General features: G+C 32.8%; 21 protein-coding genes. 2 read left to right on the plus strand and 19 right to left on the minus strand.

What is annotated here, in order from left to right; genetic code table 11:
* Positions 1–98: 98 nt before the first annotated feature.
* The 5 genes from AC0LWJ_RS08375 to AC0LWJ_RS08395 all read right to left on the minus strand — a co-directional run bounded on the left by AC0LWJ_RS08375 (position 99) and on the right by AC0LWJ_RS08395 (position 5,740).
* Positions 99–863 (minus strand): TatD family hydrolase, encoded by a 765-nt coding sequence (locus AC0LWJ_RS08375; RefSeq protein ID WP_474239308.1) that lies wholly within the window; start codon positions 861–863, stop codon positions 99–101.
* Positions 864–875: 12 nt separating this feature from the next.
* On the minus strand, positions 876–2,756 hold the full coding sequence (gene metG / locus AC0LWJ_RS08380) for a methionine--tRNA ligase (RefSeq protein WP_474239310.1): 1,881 nt from the start codon (positions 2,754–2,756) through the stop codon (positions 876–878).
* A 358-nt stretch (positions 2,757–3,114) separates the two neighbouring features.
* Entirely contained in the window at positions 3,115–4,515 is a 1,401-nt protein-coding gene (locus AC0LWJ_RS08385) for a CCA tRNA nucleotidyltransferase (RefSeq protein WP_474239312.1), read from the minus strand.
* An 80-nt stretch (positions 4,516–4,595) separates the two neighbouring features.
* Positions 4,596–5,117 (minus strand): spore maturation protein, encoded by a 522-nt coding sequence (locus AC0LWJ_RS08390; RefSeq protein ID WP_474239314.1) that lies wholly within the window; start codon positions 5,115–5,117, stop codon positions 4,596–4,598.
* 38 nt (positions 5,118–5,155) lie between these two features.
* Positions 5,156–5,740, minus strand: a complete 585-nt coding sequence (locus AC0LWJ_RS08395; protein ID WP_474239316.1) for a nucleoside recognition domain-containing protein — start codon at positions 5,738–5,740, stop codon at positions 5,156–5,158.
* A 142-nt stretch (positions 5,741–5,882) separates the two neighbouring features.
* Here AC0LWJ_RS08395 and AC0LWJ_RS08400 point away from each other — a divergent pair, with 142 nt between their 5' ends.
* The gene (locus AC0LWJ_RS08400; protein WP_474239318.1) at positions 5,883–6,131 is read left to right on the plus strand and encodes an AbrB/MazE/SpoVT family DNA-binding domain-containing protein; all 249 of its coding nucleotides are present in this window, start codon (positions 5,883–5,885) and stop codon (positions 6,129–6,131) included.
* Between the two features lie 25 nt (positions 6,132–6,156).
* On the opposite strand, the gene AC0LWJ_RS08405 is transcribed toward AC0LWJ_RS08400, so the two are convergent.
* The 3 genes from AC0LWJ_RS08405 to AC0LWJ_RS08415 all read right to left on the minus strand — a co-directional run bounded on the left by AC0LWJ_RS08405 (position 6,157) and on the right by AC0LWJ_RS08415 (position 8,679).
* A complete protein-coding gene (locus AC0LWJ_RS08405) occupies positions 6,157–7,041 on the minus strand; it encodes a cation diffusion facilitator family transporter (protein ID WP_474239320.1) in 885 nt (294 codons plus the stop codon).
* 78 nt (positions 7,042–7,119) lie between these two features.
* A complete protein-coding gene (rsmI, locus tag AC0LWJ_RS08410) occupies positions 7,120–7,929 on the minus strand; it encodes a 16S rRNA (cytidine(1402)-2'-O)-methyltransferase (RefSeq protein WP_474239322.1) in 810 nt (269 codons plus the stop codon).
* 3 nt (positions 7,930–7,932) lie between these two features.
* Entirely contained in the window at positions 7,933–8,679 is a 747-nt protein-coding gene (locus AC0LWJ_RS08415; protein ID WP_474239324.1) for a tRNA1(Val) (adenine(37)-N6)-methyltransferase, read from the minus strand.
* Between the two features lie 158 nt (positions 8,680–8,837).
* Here AC0LWJ_RS08415 and AC0LWJ_RS08420 point away from each other — a divergent pair, with 158 nt between their 5' ends.
* Complete coding sequence (locus tag AC0LWJ_RS08420) at positions 8,838–11,018, plus strand: alkaline phosphatase family protein (RefSeq protein ID WP_474239325.1); 2,181 nt, start codon at positions 8,838–8,840, stop codon at positions 11,016–11,018.
* A gap of 58 nt (positions 11,019–11,076) precedes the next feature.
* On the opposite strand, the gene AC0LWJ_RS08425 is transcribed toward AC0LWJ_RS08420, so the two are convergent.
* From AC0LWJ_RS08425 to AC0LWJ_RS08475, 11 genes are all read right to left on the minus strand, one after another.
* Positions 11,077–11,952: a PSP1 domain-containing protein gene (locus AC0LWJ_RS08425; RefSeq protein ID WP_474239327.1), complete on the minus strand. Its 876-nt coding sequence runs from the start codon at positions 11,950–11,952 to the stop codon at positions 11,077–11,079.
* Between the two features lie 11 nt (positions 11,953–11,963).
* Complete coding sequence (locus tag AC0LWJ_RS08430; RefSeq protein WP_474239329.1) at positions 11,964–12,929, minus strand: DNA polymerase III subunit; 966 nt, start codon at positions 12,927–12,929, stop codon at positions 11,964–11,966.
* A 29-nt stretch (positions 12,930–12,958) separates the two neighbouring features.
* Positions 12,959–13,402 (minus strand): YaaR family protein, encoded by a 444-nt coding sequence (locus tag AC0LWJ_RS08435; RefSeq protein ID WP_474239330.1) that lies wholly within the window; start codon positions 13,400–13,402, stop codon positions 12,959–12,961.
* A 9-nt stretch (positions 13,403–13,411) separates the two neighbouring features.
* A complete protein-coding gene (gene darA, locus AC0LWJ_RS08440; protein WP_474239331.1) occupies positions 13,412–13,741 on the minus strand; it encodes a cyclic di-AMP receptor DarA in 330 nt (109 codons plus the stop codon).
* A gap of 18 nt (positions 13,742–13,759) precedes the next feature.
* Positions 13,760–14,377 carry a dTMP kinase gene (gene tmk, locus AC0LWJ_RS08445; RefSeq protein WP_474239333.1) on the minus strand — a complete coding sequence of 206 codons (618 nt, stop codon included), beginning with the start codon at positions 14,375–14,377 and terminating at the stop codon, positions 13,760–13,762.
* A complete protein-coding gene (locus tag AC0LWJ_RS08450) occupies positions 14,370–15,791 on the minus strand; it encodes an aminotransferase class I/II-fold pyridoxal phosphate-dependent enzyme (protein WP_474239335.1) in 1,422 nt (473 codons plus the stop codon). The genes tmk and AC0LWJ_RS08450 overlap by 8 nt, the downstream gene beginning before the upstream one ends.
* A 56-nt stretch (positions 15,792–15,847) precedes the next feature.
* Positions 15,848–16,750 carry a homoserine kinase gene (thrB, locus tag AC0LWJ_RS08455; protein WP_474239337.1) on the minus strand — a complete coding sequence of 301 codons (903 nt, stop codon included), beginning with the start codon at positions 16,748–16,750 and terminating at the stop codon, positions 15,848–15,850.
* The gene (gene thrC, locus AC0LWJ_RS08460; RefSeq protein WP_474239339.1) at positions 16,743–17,798 is read right to left on the minus strand and encodes a threonine synthase; all 1,056 of its coding nucleotides are present in this window, start codon (positions 17,796–17,798) and stop codon (positions 16,743–16,745) included. Before thrC ends, thrB begins: the two co-directional genes overlap by 8 nt.
* A 2-nt stretch (positions 17,799–17,800) precedes the next feature.
* A complete protein-coding gene (locus AC0LWJ_RS08465; protein WP_474239340.1) occupies positions 17,801–19,057 on the minus strand; it encodes a homoserine dehydrogenase in 1,257 nt (418 codons plus the stop codon).
* A gap of 15 nt (positions 19,058–19,072) precedes the next feature.
* The gene (locus AC0LWJ_RS08470) at positions 19,073–19,513 is read right to left on the minus strand and encodes an ACT domain-containing protein (protein ID WP_474239342.1); all 441 of its coding nucleotides are present in this window, start codon (positions 19,511–19,513) and stop codon (positions 19,073–19,075) included.
* 108 nt (positions 19,514–19,621) lie between these two features.
* Positions 19,622–20,401, minus strand: coding sequence for an MBL fold metallo-hydrolase (locus tag AC0LWJ_RS08475; RefSeq protein WP_474239353.1), 780 nt, complete (start codon positions 20,399–20,401; stop codon positions 19,622–19,624).
* Between the last annotated feature and the right edge of the window lie 262 nt (positions 20,402–20,663).

The raw sequence follows: 20,663 nt of genomic DNA on the forward strand, positions 1-20,663 counted from the left end.
ATCCTATTTATTTCATTGTTTACTTTATATTTTATTATATGCATTATAAAATATTTTACTCACCATAATATTAGTATATGTTTCACATTGTTTTTTGCTTATATTTTGATAGTGAATAATCTTCGAGCATTTTCTGCGGTTTTTTCAGATATTTCTTCAAAGTTTTTATTTCTGATTTCAGCTATTTTTTTAGCCACATATTTTACATTTGTAGGGTCGTTTCTTTTTCCACGTAAAGGCTCCGATGTAAGGTATGGACTATCTGTTTCTATTAATAATTTATCTATTGGAATTTTTTCAGCAACTTCAACTGTCTTTCTTGCATTTTTAAATGTAACAGGTCCGGCAAGTGAAATGTAAAAATTCATCTCAATACATTGAAAAGCCATTTCAACACTTCCCGAATAGCTGTGAAAAACACCTTTTAGTTCTTTATCCCACTCTTTTTTTATAATCTCCAGTACATCTTTATGTGCTTCCCTATCATGTATAATAACAGGCAGCTTTAATTTCTTAGCAAGCCTTATGTGTTCTGTAAATACCTGTTTTTGAAATTCTTTTGCTGGTTCTTCATAATGATAATCAAGACCTATTTCCCCTATGGCAACAACCTTCTTATTTTTTGCAAATTCTTCTATCATGTTTATTTTGTTTATTTCATGTTGAGAATACTGTGGATGTATACCGACAGATGCATATATGAAATCATATTTTTTTGAAAGTTCAATGGATTTTTTTGATGTATCAATATTAGAACCTACATTTATCAAAAATGTAAGCTCCTTTTGACACCTCTTTATAATTTCTTCCCTGTCATCATTAAATTTTTCATCTTCAAGATGCGCATGTGAATCAACAAGCATTTTATCTTCCTCCTACTTTATTTTTGCACCACTTTCTATATCTTTATCAACTGTTAAAAGTGTAAGCTTGTTTTCATTTGAGGCTGCAAGTATCATCCCATGAGAATCAATTCCTCTTAATTTCTTGGGTTCTAAGTTATACACAAGTACAAGTTTTTTGCCGATAAGCTCCTCTGGTGAATAATAAGAGGCTATACCTGATACAACCTGCCTTGCTTCTTCACCGACTTTTAACTGTATTTTTATGAGCTTATCTGTTCCTTTAACCTTTTCAGCCTTCATAACTTCGGCTACTCTTAATTCTACCTTCGCAAAATCATCTATTTTTATATAATTTTCTTTAATTTCCTTCACTGAAACCTCTTTTTTAACTTCTATTCTTGGAAATATATTTTTACCTCTCTTAACCTTAATGCCCGGTTTTAATAAACCGAATTTCAAGCTCCCCCACGTCTTCATGGTTTCATCAAAGCCCATCTGCTCAAATATTTCATTGGGGGTATTAGGCATAAATGGCATTATCAATATACTTATAAATCTCAGTACCTCTGCTAAATTATAAAGCACTGTCCCAAGCCTGTCCTTCTTATTTTCATCTTTTGCAAGAATCCACGGCATTGTTTCATCAATATACTTATTCGCCCTGTTTACAAGCTTCCATATTTCAATTAAGGCATTTGAAAATTGAAGTTTATCCATATAGATTTCAACATCAGCAGGCAATTGCTGAGCCATTGATTTAAGCTCCTCATCTATTGCATCATAAACTTTATTCTCTGGTATTATCCCGCAATTATATTTTTCAATCATAGTTACCGTTCTGCTTAAAAGATTTCCAAGGTCGTTTGCAAGGTCAGAATTTATCCTGTTTATTAGTGCTTCATTTGAGAAAACCCCGTCTGCTCCAAAGGGAACTTCTCTTAAAAGGAAATATCTGATAGCATCAACACCGTATTTTGTTACAAGTTCTTTGGGGTCTACTACATTCCCTTTTGATTTTGACATCTTGCCGCCTTCAAGTATAAGCCATCCATGTCCGAAAACTTTTTTGGGAAGCGGTAGATCCAATGCCATAAGCATTGCCGGCCATATTATTGTATGAAATCTTACAATTTCTTTTCCAACAAGATGCACATCGGCAGGCCAATATTTTTTAAAATCCTCGTCATGGTCTGTTGAATAACCCAATGCGGTTATATAATTTGATAATGCATCTATCCATACATATATTACATGTTTTTGATCAAAAGGAACCTTTATGCCCCAATCAAAGGAGGTTCTTGTTACACATAAATCCTCAAGACCTGATTTGATAAAGCTTACCATCTCATTAAGCCTTGATTCCGGCTGGATAAAATCCGGATGCTCCTCATAATATTTTAAAAGCCTGTCAGCATAATTTGAAAGCTTGAAGAAGTAGCTTTCTTCCTTCACAAGTTCAACAGGTCTCCCACAATCAGGACAATTGCCATTTACAAGCTGTCTTTCCGTCCAGAACGCTTCGCATGGTGTACAGTACCAGCCTTCATATTCACTTTTATAAATATCACCCTTTTCATATAGCTTAGTAAAGATTTTTTGTACAATCTCCTCATGCTGCTTATCCGTTGTGCGAATAAAAAGGTCATTGCTTATATCCATTGTATTCCACAAATCTTTGATGCCTGCTACGATATCATCTACATACTGCTTTGGTGTCACACCCTTTTCCTTGGCTTTCCTTTGTATCTTTTGACCATGTTCATCGGTGCCTGTTAAAAACTTTACATCATAACCTGTAAGCCTTTTGAAGCGTGCCATCGCATCTGCAGCTACGGTTGTATATGAATGTCCTACATGAAGTTTGTCACTTGGATAATAAATTGGTGTTGTTATATAAAATGTTTTTTCCATAAATATATCCTCCCTTTGTCCTAAAATTAAAAACAAGCTTTTAAGTTTCCTTCTATAAAAAAAACCGCCTCCCATAATAGGGGCGAATCTGACTACCTTACACCGTGAACTACATCTCCAATAAATTGGCGGGCTTCGTACTCCCCATGAAATCTTGATGAAAGTTCCAACGGTACACAAGCGGGGTGTCCAAGCCCACTGCTGCCGTGAAGGGTTTACCCATCCTTTTAAGATGCCTCTTCATACATGAAGTATATATTAATGTATTAATAAAGTCAATAATTAATAGTATTTTTTAATATTATTTGTATTGTTTAATTTAATATACATCAAACTGTATATGTCATTAAGCAACATATCATATTTTCTCTATTTTCATTCTTTCTTCAACAAACCTTATAGCATCATTTTTATCCTCTATTTCACCATAAAACCTATTTTTTCTTATTTCATATAAAATCTGCCCTAATATTTTTTTATTCTTTAAATCAAAATTACCTATAATATCAAGAGCGGAAAGCAAAGGCTCTTCTGTTTCTTTAAAAATCATATATTTTCTAAACATCTGCAATATAAAATTTCTATAACGTTCCGCATCTTTTGTTCTGTTTATTGAGTTCTTGCATGCGGCAATATCTGCCTGTGACAGCAAAAGACATCCAATAGAATTATCCTCAAGGTCTGAAAATAATTTAAAAATTTGCTTATTAGAAAACCCTTTTGTATAGATTATAAATGGCTGTACATGGTATAATACCATCTTCTTTATGAGAAGTGCCTCTTTCTTCCCCATCTTCATCCTTTTTGTTAGACTGGATAAAATTTCTCCGCCTCTTTTATCATGATGATAGAAATGAATACGATTATTGGTATCTATATAAATGGATTTTGTTTTTCCAATCTCATGAAATAAAGCTGCCAGCTTTAAAACATCTTTAATTTTATTCCCTGCTGATAATTCTCTATTTAAATACTCACTTATCATTTCTAAAATCCCCTTAGGGAATTTAAGATATTCTGTAATTATTTCATATTCTTCAACTGTTTTTATTGAATTGTGCCATGCATCAAGAAGATGATAATAACATTTGCCCATCTCTTTCATCTCTTTAACTTCGGGGAAGATATAATCCATAAGAGTTAAATCATCTATCATTCTTAAATATTGATAAGAATTTTTTACCTTTAAGATTGTATATAATTCATACATTATTCTTTCTGAAGATATATCACTTATTAATTTTGCATTTTCTTTAATTCTAAGCTTTGTTTTTTCATCTATATTGAATCTTAAAACAGCTGAAAATCTGATAGCCCTGAGCATTCTTAAAGGATCCTCTGGAAAGGTTCTTATCCCGACACATCTTATTTTTTTATCACATAAATCCCTCATTCCACCAAAGGGGTCTATTATACATTTTACTTCAAAATAATCATTTAATCTCAAAGCCATGGCATTTATCGTAAAATCCCTATGTAAAAGGTCCTCGTAAATGTCATTACCCTTTAAACTGGAAAAATCCATTACAATATCTTTAACAACTACCCTATATGTACCCTTGTCTTGCCCATATGGAACATATGTGCCTCCGAGTTTTTCCGCTGCAATCTTTGCAATCTGAGAAACATCTCCTTCAACAGCAAAATCATAATCATTTATTTCTTTTTTTAATATCTTATCCCTTAATGTACCACCAACGATATATACCTTATTGGTATATATGTCAAGTTTATCAATGAGCTTGCAAATTATTGACATACAAACACCTACTTATTCATTAAAAATCTTTAAAAAATACAAATCAATTTGATTATGATTATATTATAACAAATATTAGTTTAAAAAAATAGTCTACTGTAAAAAACAGATGCAAGTACCGCAACTATATCCGCAAAAATTCCCGCTATAACAGAGTGTCTCATTTTTTTTATCCCGACAGAACTAAAATAAACGGCAAGAACATAAAATGTTGTTTCAGTTGAACCGTACATAACAGATGCAAGCCTTGATATAAAAGAATCTGCTCCATGAGATTTTATTAGTTCTGTTGTAATTCCCAGCGCTCCGCTTCCTGATAATGGACGTATGATTGCTAATGGTAATACTTCTGCAGGTATACCAAGTTTTACGGTTATAGGCATTAAAACCTTTGCAAGTAAATCAAATGCCCCTGATGCTCTTAATACGCCTATTGCCACCAACATAGCAAGAAGGGCAGGAAAAATCTTTATTACTATATTTATACCATCTTTAGCCCCGTCAACAAAAACTTCATATATCTCTACCTTCTTGATGATGCCGAATAAAGGAATTAAAAATATAATCAGAGGTATAAGCCAATCGGATATTATTTTTACCATAACAATAAGCCCTCCATAATCTTAAAGCTACATATTTACTATTGCCTAAAAATATCCTGCTTTTCTAAGAATTTTACTGCTATGATACCACAAATCAAGGTAGTTGTACTAGACAAAAGCACAACAGGTACAAAATCAGCAGGATTTTTTGCTCCCAGTGAAGCGCGTATTCCCACCATCATGGCTGGTATTAATTGTACAGATGCTGTATTTACTACAAGAAAGGTACACATTGAATTAGAAGCACTGTCTTTTTGATTCAACTGTTGTAAATACTCCATTGCTTTTATACCGAAAGGTGTTGCAGCATTGCCAAGTCCCAGCATATTTGCAGAAATATTCATGATTATTGCCCCAATAGCCGGATGGTCTTCAGGAACCTCAGGAAATAATTTTAATATAAAAGGTTTTAAGACGCGAGATAATAATGCCATTAAACCTGCTTTATTTGCAATCTCCATTATACCAAGCCATAATGTCATGATGCCGATAAGCCCTATTGATATTGTCACTGCAGATTGTGCAGAATCAATTATAGCTTTTGAAACCTCTTCCATCCTGCCATTTATTATTGCAATTACAATACCCACGCCTATCATAAAAAACCAAATATAATTTATCAAATTGTATCCCTCCCTATTCTGTAAAACTTTATGTTAAATTTTAAAAAAAATGATAAAAAAGTATTGACTTTTTTTTCAAATGTTGGTATTATATTATATGAAAAAAATTTGTCGGATTTTGTAAAATTTAGGAGGGGAGAAAATGTTAAAATCCACAGGAATTGTACGTAAGGTTGACGAATTGGGAAGAGTTGTCATCCCAATAGAACTGAGAAGGACCTTAGGCATCGCTGAAAGGGATTCTCTTGAAATTTATGTTGACGGCGAGCAAATCGTACTGAAAAAGTATGCGCCGGCATGTATTTTTTGCGGTAATGCAGAAGATGTAGTAAATTATAAGGGAAAAAATATTTGCAAAAAATGCCTTGAAGATTTAAAAAGTGAAAAATAATAGAAGGTATATCCTTCTATTATTTTTATTTGTCCATATGAAACTCATTGTTTTCATATGGTTCTATGTGTATTAAAACCTTTCCGACCCCGGGAATTTCTTTTTTCAGTTTTTTTTCTAATTCACTGGATATATCGTGAGCTGTTTTTATATCATTATCAGGTGCTACCATTATATGAAGGTCAATATTAATGTCATCTTCCCTTCCTCTGCTTCTTATCTGATGACAAGCTAAAACCCCTTTAATGCCTACCGCTATATCATGTATTTTTTTTGAATCAACAACAATCCTGTCACATAAAATATCTGAACTGTGTTTTATTATTTTAATACCCGCTCTTATAATAAAAATCGATATAAAAATTGACATAACCGGATCAATGTATGGTGTAATCCCAAATCTCAAAGCAAGCAATGTTATTAATACAGATACAGAGACAAAAATATCGCTTTTTGTGTGCAATGAATCTGAAATAAGTATATCGCTTTTTAATTTTATCCCTTGCTTGTACTCATATGTAAAGACAAATACATTTATTGTTAGTGTCAAAATCATTATTAGTAGGCTTTCAATCGTAACTCTTGGTTCTATTGGATTTAAAAACCTTGCATAAGCATTTTTAAGTATATCAAAACTTACAACAAATAACATCACAGATATAAAAATAGAAGCAAAGGTTTCAAATTTTTTATGCCCGTATGGATGGTCCTCATCCTCCGGCTTTGATGCAAAACAAATTCCAATAAGCCCAATAACATTCCCAGAACTATCTGAAAATGAATGATAACCATCTGCAATCAAACTTGTGCTATTTATATAAAAACCATAAAACATTTTTAAAAATGCAACAAGCAAATTTAAAAACAAAATCAGAATAAGTACCTGCTTAATTTTTTTAAAAGACTCCATTATAAAACCACCCTGAAACTATATTGATATAATGTTTATTAAACATTATATGCCTTATAAAGTCAATATGCAATTAATTTAAATAGTAAGCTTATAAACTTCCCTCTTTGGAATATTAAGCTTTTGAGCTGTTAATTTTATTGCTGTTTTCTTATCAATTCCCTCTTCTATATATTTACTCAATAATTCTTCCGGACTCATCTTTATAACTTCTTTATATCCTTCTATTAATATTATAATTTCACCTTTTACACCATTTTCCACCTTTTTTATAACATCATCGATATGCCCTCTGATAAATTCTTCATGAATTTTAGTAAGTTCCCTTGCAATAACAATATTTCTATCTTTTACATAATTTTTCAAATCAAACAACGTATCAATTAATCTATGAGGTGCCTCATAAATAATAACGGTTCTTTTTTCCTCCGAAATCCTTCTGAGTTTTTCATATCTATCCTTCTTTTTTAACGGCAAAAATCCCTCAAAAACAAATTCCCGCGTATCAAGCCCTGATGCAATAAGGGCTGTGATTAATGCAGAAGCACCGGGAAGCGGAATAACCTTTATGTCATTTTTTATACACAGTTTTACTATATCTTCACCGGGGTCAGATATACCCGGTGTACCCGCATCAGATACCAAGGCTATATTTTTTCCTGTTTTCAATTCATCAATTAATTTTGCGCCGCATGATGCCTTATTATGCTCATGATAACTTATTAATGGTTTTCTTATATCAAAATGATTCAAAAGTTTAAGGGTCTGCCTCGTATCCTCAGCAGCAATTAAGTCAACCTCTTTCAATATCCTAAGTACTCTTAATGTTATATCTTCAAGATTTCCTATTGGTGTCGGGCACAAATATAAAACACCTGAGCTATACATATGTCAAACCTCCATAATTGTATTCTTTCCGTATATATCTAATAATTCCTGAGTATATTCACCATTTTCCTTGTATACAAATAAAGGCTTCATAATATCCGTCCCCTTTTTCGCACCCTTTTTAGACTCTATTAGGACAATATTAGGTTTATCATTAACATAAGGATGAACAAATCTTATTTTTTTAGGTTCAAGATTATATGTTCTTAAATTGTACATGATATCTGCAATCCTGTCTGCACGATGAACCATAAAAAATTTGCCACCGAATTTCAAAAGCCGAAATGCCGACTTTATAAAGTCTTCAAGATCGCCGTTTATCTCATATCTCGAAATGTTCTCATGCTCATTTTTTTTATCAAATCCTGTTTTAATTGGCAAATATGGAGGATTTGACGTTACAATATCAAATTTTTCATATCCCAAAATCTCCGGTATCTTTCGTATATCTTCATTTATTATCTGTATCCTATCTGAAAATTTGTTTAGTTTTACGCTTCTTGATGCCATATCAGAAATATCCTTCTGTATTTCTACACCATAAATATATGTATCTGAGGTTTTTCCAGCTATCAAAATCGGTATTATTCCTGTTCCACAGCCAAGGTCAATTATTTTATCCCCCTTTTTAGCATGCACAAAGTTAGCTAACAATACAGCATCCATTCCAAATTTGAATTTTGCCTCATGCTGGATAATTAAAAGCCCTTTCAGGTTTAAATCATCAATTCTTTCTCCATTTTCTATCACGATAAACACCTCTTTAATATTTTATCATATAAGCGTTTCTTTATAAATTGTATTGAAAAATAAATTAAAGCAAAGTATACTATATAATAGCTTTATATATACAATAATACTTTATGTTATAATAAAAAGTGTACTTTAGCAAAAGGATGTGTTTAGCTTTGAAAAAATTAATTATTTCATTTTTGATGCTTGTAATATTTTTTTCTCTTTCATCAAATTCAGCATATTCGGCATCAATACCACAAAACAATAAAAAAGCTGTCTTAGTTATAATAGACAGAGTAAATTTAAATGATTATTTAAAAAATAATGCAAAAAATATACAGAAATTAATAAATGAGGGCGCAATCGGACTTATGAATACTCAAACAGCAAACGATTATATTCAGTCTTCAGCATATCTCACCATTGGAACCGGGACAAGGGCTTCAACAGCAGGTGATTTTAGTTCGATATCATTAAATAGTTTTGAAAATTATTTATATGGAAATGCCGAATCCTTATACAGGCTTAATACAGGTTTAACACCTGGAAATAACGATATCTTAAATATAGGAATATCTAAATTAATCGAAGCTTCTAAAAAGGAAAATTATCAAATAACACCCGGACTTTTAGGGCAAATTCTCAAAGAAAATAATATACCTGTATATGTCTTTGGAAATGCCGACTCCAAGGATGAAAATGGTACTATTTACAAAAGATATGCCGCCTTAATTGCCATGGATAAAAACGGTGTTTCTCATGGAGATGTAAGCGGCGATATCTTGAAAAAAGATAATAACAGCCCATTTTTCATTAAAACCGATTATGATAAATTGTATGAAAATTATAAAAAAATTGAAAAATCCGGCGGGCTTTTCATATTTGATACAGGAGATACATCAAGGGTCAATGACTTTTCAAGCTATACATCTTCCGATGTTACATCACGCTTGAAAAAAAATGCCATAATTGATGCAGATAACTTCATCGGAAATATTGTCAAAAGTTTAGACCTATCAAAGGATATCCTTATTATAGCTACACCGTTTCCATCAAGAAATGATATAAAGACAAATAACCTTATTACCCCATTAATTATTGATGGTCCAAATTATCATGGGCTCACGACATCACAAACGACAAAAAGGGGGGGTATAATAGTAAATACAGACATTGCGCCAACAATATTGTCTTATTTCAATTTGAAACTGCCCGTAGAAATGTTAGGTCATCCAATTAGCAGTATAAATTCTGCTAACAAATTGAACTACTTAAATAATTTGGATACTGCGATAGTCTCAACACATAATGCAAGACCTATAGTTTTAAAAAGTTATGTAATCTTTTTAATCATAGTTTTAATACTATACCTTACAATGTTTTTCCTGAAAATAGAGATTTTAAGGTATATTAAACCTATCATCCTCGGAATTATGTCAGTACCACTTATACTGCTTATACTGCCTTTATTTGGGACACAGTCAATATACGTCGATTTTATTTTAATAATTTCAATTACAATTGCCTTTGTATCTCTGCTGAAAATATCCGTTAAAAATGAATTGGACATTTTTATGATAATAAGCTTACTAACTTCTTTTGCTATTGCACTTGATATTTTTACGGGTTCACATTTAATGAAAGACTCTATTTTAGGTTATGATGCAATTGCAGGGGCAAGATTTTATGGAATTGGAAATGAATATATGGGTGTTTTAATCGGCTCAACAATAATGGGTATAATGACATTGATTCAAAAATATGATTCTAAATATGTAAAGCTACTAAGTATTGCCGTATTTATTGCGGTTTTCATGCTAATGATACTGCCGGGATATGGCGCAAAAATTGGCGGTTTTATAACAGGATTTATGGCATTTGGAGTAACGATTCTTATGATGTTAGGTGTCAAGATAAACCATAGAAATTTGACTTTGCTTTTTATTTCAATGACATTCCTCCTATTTTTGATGTTTATTGCCTCTATGTTTATTGGGACAGAAACACATATGGCACAAACAGCAATAATAGTAAAATACGGTGGCATACAATCTTTATTTGATATATTTAATAGAAAATTAAATATGGAACTAACCTTAATTAGATATACCATATGGTCATGGGTACTGATTATTTCAATTATCAGTCTGTTTATATTTTCATATAAACCAACAGGTATATTAAAAAATATATTCAAAAAATATGAATATATTTATTACGGATTTTTTGGAAGTATAATAGGAATGCTTTTTGCATTAGCTTTCAATGACGCAGGTATTGTTGCCGCGGCAACATTAAGCATATATGCTATACCACCGATATTAATACTTTTACAAAATGAAATGCACAAATAAAAATATGTAAAGAATCCGTTTTAAAAAAAACCGAATAAAAAGAAGGAATTACTCTTTGTTATTCGGTTTTTAAATCATTCCCTAATATTTCCTCATATATATTGGCATAGTCATCTTTTTTATCTTCAATAAGAACCACTTCTTCCGGAGAACACTCTTTTAATATTTCTATGCCTTCGGCGTTTTTCATCTTTACCTTAAGTTTTGTTCTTACAACATCGACTTCTGCAACTCTCATTTCCTTATCATTAACTTTTATTATACTGCCTACAGCTGGAAGCTGGGCTCTTATTTCTTCATATACTTCTTGTTCATATTTCAAACAGCACATAAGTCTTCCACAAATACCTGAAATTTTTGTTGGGTTTAAAGACAGGTTCTGGTCCTTTGCCATCTTAATCGAAACAGGCTCAAAATCACCGAGAAACGTTGAACAGCAAAGAGGTCTGCCACATGGTCCAAGCCCTCCAATAATCTTGGCTTCATCACGTACTCCTATTTGTCTTAATTCAATCCTTGTTTTAAATATTGAAGCTAAATCCTTAACAAGGTCTCTAAAATCTATGCGTCCATCTGCTATAAAGTAAAATATAATCTTATTATTATCAAAAGTGTATTCAACATCTATTAATTTCATATTAAGGTCATGCTCATGGATTTTTTTCAAGCATATATTATACGCCTCTATCTCACAAGCCTTATTATTATTATAATGTTCAGTATCCTCATCTGATGCGATTCTCAAAACCTTCTTTAAAGGTAATACAATTTCTTCTTCTTTTACTTCCCTTTCGCCTACTACAACTTCTCCAAATTCAATGCCTCTTGCCGTTTCCACAATAACATTATCGCCAACCTTTATTGAAAGGTCATTTGGCTCAAAATAATAGATTTTACCGGCTTTTTTAAAACGAATACCTACAACAGTATACAAAATAATTCCTCCTAAAGATTTAAAAGAAAATCTTCTATAGTCAGCTGAAAATTAATATTTGATTTTAAATTGTTATTAATATTTTCTATCCCATTAATTATATTATTAAGTCTATATCCCGTCAATTTTTGCGACATAACTTCTATATCACTTATTATATCCTTATTTTTAATTAATTCCTGTTCTTTTGTAAATTTATAAACCATAATATCTCTAAAATACGACATCATTATAGCCAGTATATCATTTATACGGTTTTTATTTTCTTCAAAAAATTGATAACTGTCCAATGCCTCTAATTTGTTTTGTGTTATTATTTGACACAAAAGCTTAAACAAATCTTCCCTCATTTTTATATATTCCAAATCGGAAAATTTATCTGCCATACCAAAATTCCCCTGAATAACCGGTATAAATTCTTTTGCTTTTTCCTTCAAAAATTTCTTTTCTTCCTCAAGATATTTCTTTATTATAACATCATCAACCCTATTAAACCTGATTACCGAACATCTGGAAATAACAGTCGGTAATAATCCTTCCATTTTTGATGCAGTCAATATGAAAAGCCCATATGAAGATGGTTCTTCTAAGGTTTTTAAAATACAATTTTGTGCCTGCTGTGTCATCTTCTCTGCTTCTATAATAATAAAAATCTTTTTATTTGATTCATAAGGTTTTATATAGATTTTATCGATAACTTTACTCCTGATTTCCTCAACTTTTATAGAATTTCCAACAGGATTAATAATAAATATATCAGGCTGATTCCCTGACAGCATCTGAATACAGGAGGAACATTCATAACATGGTTTTTTATTATTCCCACGACAATTTACCATCATAGCAAAATATTTTGCCATGAACTCTTTTCCTAAACCCTCCTCGCCTAAATACAGATATGCATTTGCTATCTTCCCTGCAGCAATAATTTTTTCAAATAAAGAAACCATCTTTTCATGCCCGTATATCCTATACATTATAGCAACACCTTACATCCTTATCTGCTTTATAAATACATATCTATAAGCATACCTCTTATATCATCTATCATTTTTAAAAGGTCAATGCTTTTACTATTATCCTGTATAAATTCCTTTGTCATTTCCTCCAGTCGTGCATTTATCTTTTCTATAAGAGTATATATCCTTTTTCTACCTGTCAAATCCGTATATTCCCTTTTCTCTCGCCTGAACATCCTGCTTGTTGTATCTTGCAGAAATTGTCTTACCTTCTTTTTATATAAAAGCAAATTCTCAAGTGTCAAATTTTGTTTTAATTTTTGAGAAATATTATCCAGATCCAAAAGCATCTCATTTAACCTGTCATCTCGAATCTGTTTAGATTCTTTTTCAACTAACTCATCAAACCTTTGATTCCTAATACTGTATTTATTTTTTTCTTCAATTGAAGTTGTCATCGGCTTTCCTGTATTGACTTCCTGTATTCTCATTGAATTCACCTATACCCTGATAAATTTTTCAACATCAATAACAAATATCGTAGCACCGCCTATCGGCACTTCGACAGGCTGTGGCATAAAAATATCTGCTGTACCTCCCATCAGTGTAGGTGAGGTTATTATTTTATTTCTGGTTTTACATTTTTCATCAATTATTCCTATCACATCGTCAAGTTTTTCATCATTTACACCGATTAACAATGTAGTATTTCCCGCCCTTAAGAAACCTCCTGTTGATGCCACGCGTGTAAAGCTAAAATCTTTCTCAGTAAGTCCATCCATAAGTCTTCTTACGTCTTCGTCCTGAACAATTGCCAGCACCAATTTCATTATCATACCCTCCAACCTTTAAATTATTTTATTTATTATATTTATGATACTTTTTTGTACCGTAGTAATGTCCTCCATTGCGTTAATAACAACAAATCTTTCAGGCTCTAAATTTATTAACTTATGATAACCTTCATAAACCTTTTCATAGAATTCCATATTTTCTTCTTCAAATCTATCGTTTTGTTTTCTTGTTTTCCTTCTTGTTAATGCGTTTTCAGGAGTAATATCAAAAAATATTGTCAAATCAGGTTTAATTCCATATGTAGCAATCCTATTAATTTCCATTATTTTTTTTATACCAAGTCCTCTTGCATAACCCTGATATACTAAAGAACTGTCGACAAATCTATCCATGATAATAATTTTACCTTCATCCAAAGCAGGTATTATTATTTCTGCTAAAAGCTGAGCTCTTGATGCAGCATATAATAATGCTTCAGTAACCGGATAAATATAATTTTTATTGTAAAGCAGTATCTTACGTATTTCTTCCCCAATTGATGTACCACCAGGTTCTCTTAATATCATGGCATTATAACCTTTTATTAAAAGATACTCTTTTAATAAATTTATCTGCGTCGTTTTGCCGCAGCCGTCTATACCTTCAAATGTTATAAGTTTCCCTTTATACATTTTCGCACACCTTAATTTTAAAATCTTTAACACCTATTATTCTTATACCCTTATTATACAGTAAAGATATGTATTTCACCATACCTTTTTTTATTCTTTCGCCGGGACATATTATTGGAATCCCAGGTGGATATGGTATTATAAAATCACCTGAAATTTTACCCTCCGCATTATCCAAAGAAACCATATTTTTCCCAAATTGAAAGACCTCTGCCGGCATAATAACAATTTCAGGGCAATCACAAAAATCATCAATTTTTATTATATCAGTTTCCCCTTTATAATTTTTTAAACTCCTTATTGCTTTCAGTAATATATTTATTTCTTCTTCCCCGTCCGCTACTGTTATTATTGCAAGTATATTATATAAATCAGCCATTTCCATCTGTATTTTAAACTTATCTCTTAAAATTTTTTCTGCTTCCAAGCCGGTAAGCCTTAGACCACTTACATTTATTGCAAGCTTCGTTACATCTAAGTCTTTAATACCATACCTGCCTATTATATCTTTACCATGACATTTGATTCCTTCGATATTATTTATTCCATCTCTTATATAATTGCATAAATCTATAACCGAATCAAGCCTTTTATTACCTTTCTCCTCCATATATGCCCTTGCCATGTCTATTGAGGACATTAGAATATATGAAGGTGATGTTGTCTGAAATAATCTCAATGAAAATTTTAATCTATCAATATCAATCCTATCTGAACCAACATGGAGAATCGAACTTTGAGTAAAAGCAGGTAATGTCTTATGTATACTTTGTACAGCAATATCCGCACCTGCTTCAAGAGATGTTATTGGCAGTTTATCTGAAAAAGCAAAATGTGCCCCATGCGCCTCATCAACCACTAATATCCTATTATATCTATGAACTATTTCTGATATTTTTGATATATCGGGACAAAATCCATAATAATTCGGATATGTAATTATTACCACTTTAATATCTTTATCTTTTTTTAAAGCTTTTTCTACATCCTCAGGTAATACCCCCATAGCAATTTCATAATCAAAATCAATCATAGGGCTTAAATACACGGGATATGCACCTGTTAAGATAAGACCGCTATATACTGATTTATGTGAATTCCTTTGAATTAAAACCTTATCTCCTTTTTTTAATGTTGCAGCCATTGCAGCATATATACCTGATGTTGTTCCATTAACAAGAAAAAATGATTCCTTAGCTCCAAATGCTTTTGCTGCAAGTTTTTCCGCTTCAAGTATTGGTCCTTCCGGATTATGGAGATTATCTGTACCAGGTAATTCCGTAAGGTCTATCATGGCTATATTCTTAAGATATTCCCGGGAAATAATTCTTCCTCCCTTATGTCCAGGCATATGAAATGGTAATATACCATCATCAATATATTTTTTTAAGGCATCGTACAATGGTACAATCATTTTTTCCCTCCACTATTTTCTAAAATAAATGAGAAAAGAAGATTAACCTTTTCTCATTATTTTGCACCTATATTATCACATTTAAGTCTATATATTTTTAATGGTATATTTCTATCCCTATAGACAGCCTCAACAGATTTAATAACATTATCCAGCATATCATTTGAAGAAACAGCCATCATGGTTGGTCCTGCACCACTTAAAAATGCACCGTATGCACCCCCCATAAGTGCAGCTTCAATAACAAAATAAAGCTCTGGTATAAGTTCTTTTCTATATACTTGATGGAGCATGTCTTCTGTCGCATACCTTAATTTAGCATAATCCCCCGTCATAAAAGCCGCAGTCAGCAATGATGCCCTCCCAACATTAAAAACTGCATTTTTATAATCTATTCTTTCAGGCAATACTCCTCTTGCCCTTGTCGTCTTAACTTCCCTGTTTGGATAAAAAGCAATAAAATTTATGTCATCATCTATTCTTTTTTTTATATATAGGGTTTTTACTCCATCGTATGTTGCCACATTAAAACCGCCGTTCAAGGAAGGTCCCACATTATCTGCATGACCTTCCATCTCAGATGCAAGGTCAAGTATATCATCACTGCTTAAGGGATTGCCGCAAATCCTGTTTGCTAAAACCATACCTCCGATTATTGCAGCTGCGCTGCTGCCAAGACCGCTTCCTAAGGGTATCTCATTAACAGTTTTTATTTTTAAACCGCTTAATTTAATATTCAACCTGTCAAATATTTTTTTTGCTGCCTTATAAACTAAATTTTCCTCATTGCGTTCAATAAATAGCTGCCCTTCACCAGCAACTTCTATCGTCAATTCTTTTCCGGATAATTCCATATAAATATCATTATAAAGGTTCAATGCAATTCCAAGGCAGTCAAAACCAGGTCCTAAATTTGCAGTAGATGCCGGTACCCTGACATGCATCATACTTTTATCCATAAATGATTTCCTCCAGTATTTTTAAATCGGCATCAACCATTTTTATATCACTTCCACTCATCTTTATAGCTGTATCCGGGTCTTTAAGCCCATTCCCCGTCAATATGCATACAACGGTATCTCCTTCTTTAAATAAACCTTCGCGATATTTCTTTGTTATACCTGCAATAGATGCGGCAGATGCAGGCTCTGCAAATATTCCTTCCTTTTTTGCAAGTAAAGAATATGCTTCAAGTATCTCTTCATCAGTTACCTTATCTATAAGTCCACCTGATTCATCCCTTGCACGTACAGCCTTCTGCCAGCTGGCAGGATTACCTATTCTTATAGCTGTTGCAATTGTTTCAGGATGTTCAAATATCCTATTCTCAACTATTGGTGCTGCTCCCGCTGCCTGAAATCCTATCATTTTAGGAAGTTTATTGATTTTCCCTTCTTTATGGTATTCTTTAAAGCCCATCCAATATGCAGTAATATTTCCCGCATTACCTACCGGAAGTGCAAGATAATCAGGAGATTCTCCAAGGGTATCACATATCTCAAAAGATGAAGATTTTTGTCCTTCCAATCTATATGGATTTATTGAATTCACAAGTGTTATAGGATGTTTATCAGAAAGTTCCCTTACAAGTTTCAATGCATCATCAAAATTACCATTTATAGAAATCACCTCTGCACCATAGGCAATAGCTTGTGCCAATTTTCCAAGGGCAATTTTACCACCGGGTATAAGAACAACACATTTCAATCCAGCCCTTGCCCCATAAGCAGCAGCAGATGCAGAAGTATTCCCTGTTGATGCACAAACTATTGCCTTCGACCCTTGCTGTTTTGCCATACTAACCGCCATTGTCATACCTCTGTCTTTAAATGAGCCTGTCGGGTTTAATCCCTCATATTTAAGATATATTTTTAGCCCCGGAAATTCCTTTTCAAGATTAATTGCTTCAATTAAAGGTGTATTACCCTCCTTCAATGTTACAATATTTTTATCATCAATTTTTGGCATAAAACCCCTATATGCTTTAATAATACCTTCCCATTCCATCATTAGTCCTCCTCTACCCTAATTATGCTTGCCACTTTGTGTATTTCATGGAGATTATTTATCTCATCAAGTGCCTTAAATATCCTGCCGGTATTTGCATGATGTGTAATAAGGACAATCTCAGCGGCATCTTCATGTACCTCCTTCTGTACAACAGAAACAAGACTTATCCCTTCATTACCCAGTATACCTGTTATCTTACTCATAACACCCGGTTTATCAAGGGCAATAAGCCTTATATAATACTTAGACACCGTATCTTGAATCGGTATTATATCAGCATCTTCATATCCATTTTTCCCCGGAATATGATTAACAACATCAATTATATCAGCAACTACGGCACTGGCGGTAGGCATCATACCAGCACCCTGCCCGTAAAACATTAACCTCCCTACTGCGTTACCCTCAATAAGTATTGCATTATAAACGCCGTTTACACCATTTAAAGGACTCTCTTTTGATATCATGACAGGATGAACCCATGCCTCAAGCTTTTCATTCTCGTATATTTTGCCATATGCAATAAGTTTTATGGTATACCCAAGTTCCTGTGCATATTTTATATCCTCTTTGGATATAGAACTTATACCCTTAGTATATATATCATCTGGAACAACATACTTATTAAAAGAAAGTGTGCATAATATTGCTAATTTCCTTGCTGCATCAAATCCTTCTATATCATCTGTCGGGTCAAGCTCTGCATAACCTTTTTGCTGTGCTTCCTTTAAAACCCCTTCAAAGCTCATTCCCCTGTCTTTCATTTCTGAAAGGATATAATTTGTTGTACCGTTCAAAATCCCCTTTACCTCGTAAATCTTGTTTGCTGCAAGGCACTGCTTTAAAGGTCTGATAATTGGTATGCCTCCACCGACAGATGCCTCATAAAGAAGGCTTACCTTTTTTTCATTTGCAAGCTTTATAAGCTCCTTGCCATGTCTTGCAATAACTTCTTTATTAGCAGTTACAACGCTTTTGCCATTTTCTAAGGCCTTTTTTATATATTCAAGAGCTGGATGCTCTTTCCCCATAACTTCAACAACAACATCTATCTCATCATCATTTAAAATTTCCATGGGATCAAGAACAAGTTTTCCTTCTACTAATGGACTTCTTTTTTTCTCTGCATCTTTAACAAGAATTTTTTTAATCTCTATTTTTTCTCCTATTCTTTTCTCGATGCTGTCTCCGTTTTGGTCTATAACATGAACAACACCTTTTCCAACAGTTCCAAGTCCCATCAATCCTATTTTCATAGTAACCCTCCTTAATTATTCTCCTAAGATTTCGACTTTTCTAACACCTTTTTGGCTTTCAATATTGTTTAATAATGTTTCAATACTTATTTCCATATATTGTGTATCTATTGACAATGATACCCCTGCAATTCCCATTGAAGGCATACTCTGATTAATAGTTATTACATTACCTCTTAGAGCTGCAATAATATCAAGTATTGCCGATAATACTCCCGGGCTATGTTCTAACAGGAGAGAAAGTGTTATTATTTTTCCTTTACTGAATTTTGAAAATGGAAAAACATAATCCCTATATTTATAAAATGCGCTTCGGGACATACCCACTTTCTTAACCGCATCGTTGACGGTTTTGACTTCCCCTGATTCAATAAGTTCCTTTACCTTAAGGGTTTTCTTAAGAACCTCTGACAAAATTTCTTCCCTTATGATATAGAGCTTGCTATCTTCCCCCAAAATAACACCCCCTTACAATTTGTACACGAAAAATATACATTAATCCATGTATTGCGTACATTTTATCATAGCACACGGAAAAAATCAAGTTATGGAAATAAAATTTTCTCATATCTTTATTAATTCGCTTTCAATATTCCTTAAAGCCATATGTATACGACATTTAATGCCGGATTTTTTTATCATATCTGTAACGGTTTTATGTGCAATCTCAGGTTTATTATTTTCCTGACTTAAATGCCCTAAAAATACCATGCCTACCGAATTTAATTCAAATAACTTTTTTAGGGCTTCCCCCGCAGATTCGTTTGAAAGATGTCCATAATCTGAAAGAATCCTCTTTTTTAAAGCCCACGGATATTTGCCTTTTATAAGCATGTCCACATCATGATTTGACTCAAGAAGCACAACATCAGAGCCCATTATATTAGAAGCAACACCTTTACTCATATATCCAAGGTCCGTTGCAATGGTAATCTTTTTACCATTGCAAAAAAAAGAAAAACCCACCGGCTCCGCCGCATCATGAGATTTCTTAAATGATTTTATTTTTATCTCACCTAAACTGAATTCCTCCCCTGTTTTAAAATTACATTTATTTTTCACATCTATATTGCCAAGCAACCTCTCCATTACATTCCATGTGGATTGATTTGCATAGATTGGTATATCATACCTTCTGGAAAGAACACCGGCACCTTTTATGTGGTCATTATGCTCATGTGTAATTAAAATTGCCGAAAGCTTATGTGGATCGACATTAATATTAACAAGGCTTTTTTCGATTATTTTACCAGATAAACCCGCATCAATCAACAGATTTATATCCTTATAACCTATATAAACAGCATTGCCACCGCTGCCAGACCTCAAAGAACAAAATTTCATATGTAAAATACCCACAAATAGGGTATCCCCCTTTCTTAAACCTTAATTTTTATTATACCAGTTTTAAAATAATATCTGACGTACTCCCCGCCACAAGTGGCGAGAGTTCTGTTTACTTAAAGGTTTCTCCTGCACTCTCAAGATACGTTGTACAATTAGACTGCATATTGCACCTTCTACAACATACAAGCACTGACCTTGTTCAACAGACTTTACTGTCTATACACTTGTTTGGTATTAGCGACAGCATAAGGCACGGAGT

The organism is Aceticella sp. 75b-Ac (assembly GCF_056032965.2).